Origin of the sequence: Muriventricola aceti, assembly GCF_025567565.1 — a bacterium.
GTDB lineage: Bacteria > Bacillota > Clostridia > Oscillospirales > Oscillospiraceae > Lawsonibacter > Lawsonibacter aceti.
Genome location: NZ_JAOQKF010000006.1, coordinates 67,851 through 78,570, shown reverse-complemented (window position 1 = coordinate 78,570; position 10,720 = coordinate 67,851). Strand labels below are relative to the sequence as shown.

The following is a 10,720-nucleotide window of genomic DNA, read 5'->3' as shown; positions in this document are numbered from 1 at the left end:
GAAAGGGGGTATACCATGCTTTCTCTGCTCCATATTGAGAATATCGCTATCATTGAGTCGGCGGATATCCGATTTGATGGCGGCTTCAATGTGCTTACCGGCGAGACCGGCGCGGGAAAATCCATCGTCATCGACGCAATTGGCGCTGTTCTGGGAGAGCGGACCAGCCGCGAACTCATCCGCACCGGGGCCAGGTCGGCGCTGGTCACAGCCGTTTTTACTGGGCTCCCCAAGCTCAGATGGCTGGAGGATAACGGCTTTCCACCACAGGGGGAGGAACTGCTGCTCCAACGGGAGATCCAGGGGGACGGCCGGAATGTATGCCGGGTAGACGGACGGCCTTTGACCGTAGCCCAGCTCCGGGAGCTGGGGCGGCAGCTGCTGAATATTCATGGGCAGCACGACGGGCAGCAGCTTCTGGACCCGGATAGCCACCTGGACTATTTGGACTGCTTCGGCAGGACCGGGGACCTTTTGGAAGACTATCAGAGCAGCTATCAGGCCATGAGTGAGAAAAGGCGGCAGATCGCTTCGCTGGAGATGGACGAGGCGGAGCGGAGCCGGAGGGTGGACACGCTGACTTATCAGATTCAGGAGCTGGAGCGGGCCGGGCTGAAGCCGGGTGAGGATGAGGAGCTGGACGCTCGAAAGACCTTGATGCGCAGTGCCGGCAAGCTGATGGATGCGCTCCAGGCGGCAGAATATGCGCTGGGGGGCGATGAGGATAGCCAAGGGGCCTGTGCCCTAATTGCTGATGCCGAGGGGGAGCTGCGGGGCGTGGCCCGTCTCAGCCCACAGATTGGGGCGTTGGCGGACCAGGTGTCCACCCTGCGGGCCGCGGCGGAGGACGCCTTGGAGAGCCTGCGGGACCAGGGCAGGGAGCTTGACTTTTCTCCGGAGGAGCTGGACCGACTGGAGAGTCGGCTGGACATCCTTTACCGGCTGAAAAAGAAATATGGCTCCACAGTGGCTGATATGTTGGACTATTTGGAGCGGAGCCGCCAGGAGCTGGACCAGATCCAAGATGCGGACGACACCATTGCACGACTCCAGAAGGAGCTGTCCCAGGTCCGGGCACAGGCCAGGGAGAAGGGAGAGCGCCTGTCCCATGCCAGAAAAGAGGCGGCCCTGTCCCTGCAGCAGCGGGTGCAGGAGGAGCTGCGCCAGCTGGATATGCCGAAAGTGCAGTTCCAGGCTCAATTTCTGGGGCAGCAGGAGGAGGACGGGATGGGACCCACAGGGCTGGACCAGGTTCAGTTCCTGATGTCCGCCAACGCGGGAGAGGCGCTGAAGCCGATTCAGAAGGTGGCCTCTGGTGGTGAACTGGCCCGTATCATGCTGGCACTGAAAAACGTGTTGGCGGAGGATGACGGAGTGGGCAGTCTGGTCTTTGACGAGGTGGACACCGGAGTTTCCGGGCGGGCGGCCCAAAAGGTAGCGGAAAAGATGGCCCAGGTAGCCAGACGAAAGCAGGTGCTGTGCGTCACCCACTTGCCCCAGATTGCGGCAATGGCAGACACCCATTTCTCTGTCCAAAAGGGTGAGCAGGATGGCCGGACGTATACCCATGTGGAACGATTGGACCGGGCGGGAAGAGGAGAGGAGCTGGCCCGTCTGATCGGGGGATCTTCGGTGACAGACCTGCTGCGCCAGAGTGCGGAGCAACTGCTTGCTGAGGGAGAAAAGTACCGGAATGTCCTCCGAGAAGCCCTGTAAAGGAGCGCGGGATTTGAAGTGGACTCCCACAAGTTTTAGCAGGTAAATAGGAGGATATTATAGATATGAGTGAGAGAAAAGTCGCAGTTGAGCCCGCGGACCTGGCGCGGCAGTGGCCTCTGCCCGCAAAGGAGCAGGTCCATCAGGAGCTAAAGAGGGCCTTAGAAGGGTGCCGGCGGAAGATGGTGGTGCTGGACGACGATCCCACCGGCGTCCAGACGGTTCACGGCCTGTATGTCTATACAGACTGGGAGCGGGAAACACTGCTCCAGGGCCTGCGGTCGGAACAGCCCATGTTCTTTGTTCTGACCAACTCCAGGGGCTTTACCGCGGAAGAAACAGAGCGCGCCCACCAGGAGATCGGGAAGAATCTGGCCTGGGCGGCCAGAGAGGCGGGGCAGCCCTTTGTCCTAATCAGCCGGGGAGACTCCACGCTGCGGGGCCATTATCCCTTGGAAACGGAGACATTGCGGCAGACCCTGGAGAGAGAGCTGGAGACCTGTTATGACGGCGAGATCATCATGCCCTATTTCCAGGAAGGGGGCCGGCTCACCATTGGAGATGTCCACTATGTGAAGATGGGAGAACAACTGGTGCCCGCCGGCATGACGGAATTTGCCAAGGATACCACCTTTGCCTACACCTCCTCCGACCTGAAAGACTGGTGCCAGGAGAGAACCGGGGGCAGATACCGGGCGGAGGAGATGGTATCCATCTCCCTGGAGGAGCTCCGGGACCTGGATTATCCGGGTATCACCAGGAAGCTGATGGGCGTGTCCGGGTTTCAGAAGGTGGTGGTCAACGCCGCGGATGACCTGGACGTAGAGGTTTTTGTCACCGCTCTGATGGCGGCCTTGAATCAGGGAAAGCAGTTCCTTTACCGCTGTGCCGCCGGACTGGTCCGGGTAATGGGCGGTGTAGAACATCGTCCACTCCTGGGCCGGGCGGAGCTGCGTGACCGGGATAACCCGAATGGAGGACTGGTGGTGGTGGGCTCCCATGTGAAAAAGACGAGCCAGCAGCTGGAATGCCTTCTGGATGGTGTGGATGGCCTGGAGGAGATCTGTTTCCAGGCGGAGAGCGCCCTCCGGCCAGGTGGTCTGGAGGAGGAGCGGGCGAGAGTGTCGGCCAGGGCCCAGCAGGTGATACGGGCAGGACGGACCGCTGTAGTCTATACCAGCCGCCAGGTCCTCCGGGTCAGTCAAGAGAGCGCCGACGCCAATTTGGAGCTGAGTGTGCGTATCTCGCGGGCCCTTACCGGGGTAGTGTCCGATTTGAGAGAAAGGCCGTCCTTTATCGTGGCCAAGGGGGGCATCACCTCCAGCGATGTGGGTATCCAGGCACTGGGCGTCAAAAAGGCGTTGGTGCTGGGGCAGGCCGCCCCTGGAGTTCCGGTTTGGAAGACTGGAGAGGAGAGCAGATTCCCCGGTATGTCCTATATTATTTTCCCAGGAAATGTAGGAGAGGTGACAACACTGCGGGATATCGTCCACGAACTGGTCTAAAAGACGCAGGTGCCCAGTCGGGCCGCTGAAATAGGCGGCCCGATTTCTTTTTCAATTAAAAAAGGAATTTATGGGGACAAGACATATTTTCTCTTCCGTTTTTGAAACAAATCTGTTATACTATTTAAGACAGCCCGCAGGGAGAGTGTGGGTGCTGGCTCTTTGGAAAACGAACTGGGGATGAGAGGGAGAGAAGACCGTTTGGTATTTGTGCTGCTGTTCCTGTTTTGGCTGCTGCTGAACGGAAAGGTGACCGTTGAGATCATATTGGTTGGCGCGGCAGCTTCTGCGGCGCTGACTTGTTTTGCCCATCGGGTGCTCCATATTTCGCCTCAGGGAGAACTGCGCGTTCTGCGCAGACTCCCTGAGGTGTTTTGTTATCTGATGTGGCTGGTGGGCCAGATTTTGCTGTCCAACATCCAGGTCATCGGCCGTATCCTGACCCCTGGGAAGAAACAAGCTCCGGCAAAATTGATCTGGTTTCAGCCTGGGACAAAGGGTGACCTGGCCAAGTTGGCCCTGGCGAATTCTATCACCTTAACGCCCGGGACAGTGACGGTGTCCATGGGGGCGGATATGCTGTGTGTCTATGCCCTGGACGCTGAGTTTGGAGCAGGGATAAAGGAATCTGCCTTTTCGGAGAAACTGAAAAAGCTGGAGGAGGAGCGCCATGGCTGAGTGTACGCCGATGCTGCGGGCAGTTCTGACTGCTGTACTGTGCCTGCTGGCGCTGGGTATTCTGCTATGCCTGATCCGGGCTATCCGCGGGCCCAGGTATACGGACCGGGTGATAGCCCTCAATGAGATATGCACGTTGGTCATCTTTGTGATCTGTATTTTGTCCTATCTGCTGGGAAAGGCATACTTGGTGGATGTGGCTATCCTCTACGGACTACTTAATCTGCTGGCGGTGGCTGTTTTGAGCCGCGTTACCGTGGAACGCCACCGAAACCGGAAGGAGGGAAAGAAATGACTATCCGTACCATAGCTGCCCTGGGGCTGATTCTTCTGGGAACCCTGGTGGTAGCCATCTCCATTCTGGGGCTGTTCCGCTTCCGGGATGCCTTGGAGCGTATCCACGCGGGAGCGGTGACCGACACCCTGGGTGTGCTGCTAATCCTGGGGGGACTGATCCTTCTGTGTGGCTGGAACGGGCATGGGATTAAGCTGGCTGCAACGCTGGTGGTCCTCTGGGCCACCAATCCCATTTCTTCCCACCTGATTGCCAGAATGGAACTGATTACCGGCCGGGATATCGAACCAGATCAGCTGACCGGAGAGGGGGAGCGGGAATTGTGATCGTACTGGAGATCATTCTGCTGCTGTTCTTGGTGTTCTGCGCCGTGGCCGCGGTGGTGACCAAGAGACTTGTGGCCTCGGTCATCATCTTTATGTCCTATTCCTCGGTCATGGCCATCCTGTGGTTTCTGCTGGAATCCCCCGACCTGGCCATTACAGAGGCCGCTGTGGGGGCGGGTGTCACAAGTCTGCTGTTCTTCCTGGCCCTGAGAAGGGTGAATGCCCTGAAAGGGGTGGACAAGGATGAGGAGTGACCATACTGAAGAAAGCCGCTTTGAGCGGTTTCTCCACTGGGCAGAGGGGGAAGAAGCGGATCAGGGGTCGGAGGAGGCCGAGGACCCGGAGCGGGCAGAGTTCGTGGAGTATCTAGAATATATTGACTCCCACGAGCCCATGGATTTCGGTGCCTACCGGCTGATGCGGATGCGGGAGCGAGCGGCAAAAGGGATCCCTCAGCCTGCGGTACCAGGCCATCATGCCGTCGTGGAACAGAGAGCGGTCAGAGCGGGTGGTCGAAAGAGGGGGTACCGGCCAGGCACACTGAAAAAGTTGGTGCATGTCTACCGTATTCTGTCCGTATGTGTGACCATGGTGCTGATGCTTACCCTGTTGCTGGTAGTTCTTTCCATGCCGCGGTTTGGGGACCCGGAAGCCCCGGCAATCAACGAGGTATCTCAGCGATATCTGGAAAAAGGCGTGGAAGAAACAGGCGCGGTCAATGCCGTAGCCGGAATGATACTGGATTACCGGGCATTTGACACTTTTGGTGAGTCTACGGTCCTCTTTGCGGCTGCTATGAGTGTGGTCCTGCTGCTGCGTAAGACTGGGAAGGAGGACGGCCAGACTGCGCCTTGTGATTCGGTACTGGCTCAGATGGGGCGGCTCATCCTGCCGGCGGTGATGATGTTTGGCGTCTATGTGGTCCTCAATGGCCACCTAAGTCCCGGCGGAGGCTTTTCCGGAGGGACTGTGCTTGGGTGCGGATTGATCCTCTGCTCCATGATCCTGGGGAGTGAAGAGATGGAACGCCTGCTCCCGCCCAGACGCATCACGGCGGTGACGGTTACCTGCCTGTTAGCCTATGGCCTGATGAAAGGATATTCCTTCTTTACCGGGGCCAATCACTTGGGGTGGGAGGTGCCCAAGGGGACGCCGGGCGCCATTTTCAGCGCCGGATTCATCCTGCCCCTGAATATCTGTGTAGGCATCATCGTGGCCTGTACGATGTACACCTTTTTTACCCTGTTTTCACAAAAGGAGGGGTAAGCCTTGGCGGAATTGATTTTACAGCAGCGGTTTTACATAGCGGCGATCCTCTTATTTGCCATAGGGATCACCACGCTATTTCTCCATCCCAATTTAATCAAAAAGATTATCGGACTCAATCTTATGGATACCTCAGTATTCCTTTTCTTGGCGGCCATGGGCTATGTGGAGGGAGGAAGCGCCCCCATTTTGGAGGAGGGGATGGAGCGGGCTGTACGGATCAATCCGGTACCGGGAGGGTTGGTGCTGACTGGTATCGTGGTGGCGGTGAGTACGACGGCACTGTTTCTGGCCCTGACCTGTCGGCTGTACAAGAGGTATCACAGCCTGAATCTGGATGTCATTCTGATGCGTTCCAAAGAAGAACATCATAATTAGGGAGATATAAATCAGAGACAGAATGGAGGTGAAGCTTTTGCCCTTTACATATAACGTTCCTTTCTTCAGCATTTTTCTAGCCCTGCTCAGTGCGGTGTCAGTTCCGTTCCTGAAAAATGGAGAGCAGGCACTTCGGATGATCCGGGTGGTCCAGGCCGTGGTGGCAGCCCTGTCGGCGGCTCTGCTGGCCCACCTGTGGAGTGGGGACAGCTTCACCTTTATGATGGGACATTTTCCGGCCCCTTGGGGAAACGAACTGCGGGCTGGTCCTCTGGAGGCATTGCTGGCCCTGGCCTTCAGCTTGGTGATGTTTCTCTCTCTTACTGGTGGCGCAGAGGACATCCGCCGGGACATTCGGGAGGAGCGCCAGGGGCAGTATTGCCTGTTGATGCAACTTCTCTATGCGGCTCTGCTGGCCATGGTTTATACCAATGACCTCTTCACCGCCTATGTCTTTGTGGAGATCGCAGCGGTCACCGCCTGTATCGCTGTGGTAGCGAAGGAGAGCGGCCGCTCTGTGGTGGCGGCCATCCGGTATCTGGTGTTCAGCTGCCTGGGTTCCGGCTTGATCCTGCTGGGCATTTCCATGCTGTATAGCGTCACCGGACATCTGCTGATGGAGGACTTGGGGCGGGCGGTAGCACAGTTGGCCCAAACCGGCAGATATGCGATTCCACTGACAGCTTCGGCACTGCTGATGACTCTGGGGCTGGCGATTAAAAGTGCTCAGTTTCCCTTTCACGCCTGGCTGCCCGACGCGCACGCCAGCGCGACGACCGCCTCCAGCGCCATTTTGTCTGGACTGGTGCTGAAGGGTTACATTGTATTGATTATAAAGCTGATCCTGCGAGTGTTTGGCAGCAGTGTACTGATCGAAATGTACCTCCATGACCTGCTTTTCCTTTTGGGCGTAGCTGGTATGCTGTTCGCTTCGGTGGCTGCTTTGCGGCAGGAGGAGGTAAAGAGAATGATCGCCTACTCCTCCTCGGCCCAGATATCCTATATCTTTCTTGCCCTGGGGCTGGGCAGCCGGGCGGGGACCGCCGCGGCCTGCTTCCAGCTGCTGACCCACGCCTTTACAAAGCCCATGATATTTGTGGGTGCCGGGGCCCTGATACGGGCCGGGGAGGGAGGACATTACTGGAGTGACCTGCGGGGTATGGCCTGGCGGGCTCCAGTGGCCGGCATCGGGTTTACCGTGGGCGGCCTGTCTCTGTGCGGCCTACCGCTGCTGGCCGGCTTCTCATCCAAATATAGTCTGGCTGTGGCGGCACTGGCGGGAGAGTGGCAGACGATGCCGACTCTGTTCAGCCTGGCTGTCAGCTCCGTCCTCAACGCCATGTATTATATCCCTGCTATTTTGGTCATCTGGGGCAGGAGGGACGGGGAAAGAGGTACTTTCCTGTCCGCAAAAGAGGCATCGGCCCACCGCTGGGCTACCCTCTGCTTCGTGGCGTTCAACCTGGTGCTGGGCGTGGGGGTAGGACCGATCCTTGCTCTGATCCATACAGGACTCGCGCAGTTTTGATTGACCATTTGAAGAGAAAGAAGGTGACAGGATGGAAATGCTGTATGGAAACTGGCTGGTGCTGCCTGTGCTGTTTCCCATATTCGGCGGCCTGATGGCGGCCCGCATCCATACCCTCGGGGCGCGACGTACCGTCGTTTCCACCATCCTGATCCTTCAGATCCTTCTGGTCTTGCCTGCGGCCATTTATGATACACCACCCTATACCATGCTGCATTTAGCCCCAGGGCTCCGCATCGTCCTGCAGGGGGACGCTCTGGGGCGTTTTTTTGCCGCCTTGATCTGTATCATCTGGTTCGCAGTGGCCTTTTTCGCCTATGAGTATATGAATCATGAGGGCCACCGGGAGCGGTTTTTTGGATTTTACCTCATGACGCTGGGCGCTCTGATGGGCATTTGCTTTGCGGGCAACTTAGTCACGCTCTACCTGTTTTATGAGCTGATGACGTTGTGTTCCGTCCCTCTGGTCCTGCACATCGGCACCAAGAAGGCATTTGAGGCCGCCTATCGCTACCTGGCCTTTTCTGTGGCCGGGGCAGGGCTTGGGCTGCTGGGACTTTTCGTGCTCCAGGGTTACTGTACCACAGACCTGTTTACACCAGGCGGCGTGTTGAACAGCTCCTTAGCCACTGGGGACCGCCAGTGGCTCCTGTGCGTGTTCCTCGTCATGGCAGTGGGGTTTGGCTGTAAGGCGGGAATGTTCCCGCTCCACGCATGGCTGCCCATCGCCCACCCGGTAGCACCTGCCCCCGCCTCCGCGGTCCTGTCTGGCCTTATCACTAAGATGGGCGTCTTTGCCATAATCCGGGTGGTTTACTATCTATATGGATGGGATTTTCTCAGCGGAACTTGGGTGCAGAGAACGGTGCTGATCCTGTCTCTGGTCACGGTGCTCATGGGCTCCACCCTGGCCCTGCGGGAGGACACACTGAAAAAAAGGCTGGCCTACTCAACGGTCAGCCAAGTGTCCTATGTGATTTTCGGCCTGATGCTGCTGACCCCTGCCGCATTGGAAGGCGCGCTCTTCCAGGTGGTGTTCCACGCCATTGGAAAGAATGCCCTGTTCATGGCCACAGGCGCCATCATCTATAAAACACACCTGACCCAGGTTTCTCAGATGCGCGGTGTGGGCACGGTGTATGGCATCACTATGTGGTGCTTTGCGCTGGCCTCTCTCTCCCTGATCGGGATTCCGCCCACAGGGGGCTTCGTGGCCAAGTGGATGCTGGCCCGTGGGGCGCTGGAGGCCGGTCTGGGGCCGGTGTCCTATGTGGGCATCGGGGTTCTGATGCTCTCCGCTCTGCTTACCGCCTGCTATCTGCTTCCCATCATTACCTCGGCCTTTTTCCCCGGCAAGGGCTTTGACCGGAGCCAGATCGTCAAACAGCAGGATACCTGGCTCATGTGGATCACCCTCTGCTTCCTCACCGCGTCTGTGGTGATTTTAGGGATGTATCCCGGCCTTCTCTCTCCCGCGGTGGAGGATATCCTGGCTCCGCTTTTTGGTTGAGCCTTCAGACCTTGTGAGGAAAGGGGGTGTTTCCTTGTGTGGATCATGCTAGCAGTGTTGTTTCCTATCCTGAGCGGCGGGATGCTGCCCATTTGGAAGCCAAGGGGCCGGCGGGGACGGCAGCACTATGTGTTGTTCGTATCCTGCATGACCGCCGTCCTGTCCCTGACTGCCATCTCGGAGATGAAGGGGGCGGAGGCCGTGGTCCTGGTCCATCTGGGGGAGCGGCTGTCTGTTGCGTTCCAGGTGGACGGACTGGGCTGTGTCTTTGGCACAATGGTGTCTCTTCTGTGGCCGCTGGCTTGCCTGTATGCCCTGGAATATATGAGCAGGGAGGGGGGAGAGGACCGTTTTTTTTCCTTCTATCTGGCTGCCTTTGGAGTGACGTTGGGCGTCGCCTTCTCGGCAAATATCCTGACCATGTATTTCTTTTATGAGCTGCTCACCCTGGTTACCCTTCCCCTGGTCATGCACGGTATGGACGGCAAGGCGCGGTACGCCGGACGAGTCTATCTGGTGTATTCCATGAGCGGTGCCGCCCTGGGCTTTATCGCCATGGTCTTTCTCCTCCAATACGGCAGCGGGATGTTCCGCCTGGGAGGCACTCTAATCTCAGAGGGGACCAGCCTCGACACCCTGCTGGTGGCCTATGTGCTGGGCTTTTTTGGATTTGGGGTGAAGGCGGCGGTATTCCCAGGACACAAGTGGCTCCTGCGGGCCTCAGTGGCCCCCACACCGGTGACCGCCCTCCTCCATGCGGTAGCTGTGGTCAAGGCGGGGGTGTTCGCGGTAGTCCGGCTGACCTGGTATGGCTTTGGCCCGGATATCCTGCGGGGTACATGGGCGCAGGACCTGGTGCTGGCGGCGATTCTCTTTACCATCGTCTTCGGCTCGTCCAAGGCGCTCCAGACCAAACATTTGAAGCGGAGGTTGGCCTGGTCCACCATCAGCAACCTGTCCTATGTGCTGCTGGGCGTGATGACCCTGTCTACGGCTGGCTTGGTAGCCGGCATGACCCATATGGTGTTTCATGCGGTTCTAAAGATCACGCTCTTTTTTGGGGTGGGTGCGGTCCACTATAAGATGCACCGGGACTTCGTCCCGGATATTGAAGGGTGTGGCCCGCTGATGCCGGTGGTTTTCAGCACTTTTACCGTCACAGCGCTGGGGCTGATGGGAGTGCCTCCACTGGCCGGCTTTACAAGCAAATGGCTGCTGGCAACTTCCAGTGTGGCTCTGGGTACCCCGCTGGGATATTTGGGTGGCGCCGCCCTTATCGCCTCGGCGATCCTGACCGCCCTGTACCTGATGCAGATCGTCATGCTGGCCTTTTTCCCCAGACAGCACCGAGCTATCTCGGTGCGTATTCCAAGGCAGGCCAGGCGGGACCCTGGCGTGAGGATGACCATTCCCTTGGTCGTACTGGCTCTTGCCTCGGTCATTCTTGGGCTGATGGCCCAGGAGGTATATCTGGGCATCAGCCGGCTGCTGTTCTTATGACCGAGCATAGATAGGGGC

Annotated in this window: 11 protein-coding genes; all 11 read left to right on the top strand. The window is 58.1% G+C overall.

The features are described 5' to 3' along the window. Nucleotides 1-15 precede the first annotated feature (15 nt). The 11 genes from recN to OCV64_RS08065 all read left to right on the top strand — a co-directional run bounded on the left by recN (nucleotide 16) and on the right by OCV64_RS08065 (nucleotide 10,702). A complete protein-coding gene (gene recN / locus OCV64_RS08115; RefSeq protein ID WP_186852493.1) occupies nucleotides 16-1,716 on the top strand; it encodes a DNA repair protein RecN in 1,701 nt (566 codons plus the stop codon). Between the two features lie 65 nt (nucleotides 1,717-1,781). Beyond that, nucleotides 1,782-3,221, top strand: a complete 1,440-nt coding sequence (locus OCV64_RS08110) for a four-carbon acid sugar kinase family protein (protein ID WP_262669779.1) — start codon at nucleotides 1,782-1,784, stop codon at nucleotides 3,219-3,221. 162 nt (nucleotides 3,222-3,383) lie between these two features. After that, nucleotides 3,384-3,899: a Na+/H+ antiporter subunit E gene (locus OCV64_RS08105; protein ID WP_262669778.1), complete on the top strand. Its 516-nt coding sequence runs from the start codon at nucleotides 3,384-3,386 to the stop codon at nucleotides 3,897-3,899. Further along, nucleotides 3,892-4,194: a monovalent cation/H+ antiporter complex subunit F gene (locus OCV64_RS08100; protein ID WP_147572213.1), complete on the top strand. Its 303-nt coding sequence runs from the start codon at nucleotides 3,892-3,894 to the stop codon at nucleotides 4,192-4,194. Before OCV64_RS08105 ends, OCV64_RS08100 begins: the two co-directional genes overlap by 8 nt. Next, nucleotides 4,191-4,520 (top strand): cation:proton antiporter, encoded by a 330-nt coding sequence (locus OCV64_RS08095; RefSeq protein WP_147572214.1) that lies wholly within the window; start codon nucleotides 4,191-4,193, stop codon nucleotides 4,518-4,520. Before OCV64_RS08100 ends, OCV64_RS08095 begins: the two co-directional genes overlap by 4 nt. Further along, nucleotides 4,517-4,774, top strand: coding sequence for a hydrogenase subunit MbhD domain-containing protein (locus OCV64_RS08090; protein ID WP_240287798.1), 258 nt, complete (start codon nucleotides 4,517-4,519; stop codon nucleotides 4,772-4,774). Before OCV64_RS08095 ends, OCV64_RS08090 begins: the two co-directional genes overlap by 4 nt. Further along, nucleotides 4,764-5,786 carry a hydrogen gas-evolving membrane-bound hydrogenase subunit E gene (mbhE, locus tag OCV64_RS08085; RefSeq protein WP_147572216.1) on the top strand — a complete coding sequence of 341 codons (1,023 nt, stop codon included), beginning with the start codon at nucleotides 4,764-4,766 and terminating at the stop codon, nucleotides 5,784-5,786. The genes OCV64_RS08090 and mbhE overlap by 11 nt, the downstream gene beginning before the upstream one ends. A gap of 3 nt (nucleotides 5,787-5,789) precedes the next feature. Then, nucleotides 5,790-6,164 (top strand): sodium:proton antiporter, encoded by a 375-nt coding sequence (locus OCV64_RS08080; protein WP_147572217.1) that lies wholly within the window; start codon nucleotides 5,790-5,792, stop codon nucleotides 6,162-6,164. A gap of 37 nt (nucleotides 6,165-6,201) precedes the next feature. Continuing rightward, the gene (locus tag OCV64_RS08075) at nucleotides 6,202-7,692 is read left to right on the top strand and encodes a complex I subunit 5 family protein (protein WP_262669777.1); all 1,491 of its coding nucleotides are present in this window, start codon (nucleotides 6,202-6,204) and stop codon (nucleotides 7,690-7,692) included. A gap of 31 nt (nucleotides 7,693-7,723) precedes the next feature. Continuing rightward, nucleotides 7,724-9,202: a complex I subunit 5 family protein gene (locus OCV64_RS08070; protein WP_243200951.1), complete on the top strand. Its 1,479-nt coding sequence runs from the start codon at nucleotides 7,724-7,726 to the stop codon at nucleotides 9,200-9,202. A 45-nt stretch (nucleotides 9,203-9,247) separates the two neighbouring features. Next, entirely contained in the window at nucleotides 9,248-10,702 is a 1,455-nt protein-coding gene (locus OCV64_RS08065; RefSeq protein WP_262669811.1) for a complex I subunit 5 family protein, read from the top strand. The last annotated feature ends 18 nt before the right edge of the window (nucleotides 10,703-10,720 follow it).

Bases quoted from the DNA above. Each gene is read 5' to 3' on its own strand.
- OCV64_RS08095 (WP_147572214.1), top strand. From the start codon at position 4,191: ATGACTATCCGTACCATAGCTGCCCTGGGGCTGATTCTTCTGGGAACC.
- OCV64_RS08100 (WP_147572213.1), top strand. From the start codon at position 3,892: ATGGCTGAGTGTACGCCGATGCTGCGGGCAGTTCTGACTGCTGTACTG.
- recN (WP_186852493.1), top strand. From the start codon at position 16: ATGCTTTCTCTGCTCCATATTGAGAATATCGCTATCATTGAGTCGGCG.
- OCV64_RS08110 (WP_262669779.1), top strand. From the start codon at position 1,782: ATGAGTGAGAGAAAAGTCGCAGTTGAGCCCGCGGACCTGGCGCGGCAG.
- OCV64_RS08065 (WP_262669811.1), top strand. From the start codon at position 9,248: ATGCTAGCAGTGTTGTTTCCTATCCTGAGCGGCGGGATGCTGCCCATT.
- mbhE (WP_147572216.1), top strand. From the start codon at position 4,764: ATGAGGAGTGACCATACTGAAGAAAGCCGCTTTGAGCGGTTTCTCCAC.
- OCV64_RS08070 (WP_243200951.1), top strand. From the start codon at position 7,724: ATGGAAATGCTGTATGGAAACTGGCTGGTGCTGCCTGTGCTGTTTCCC.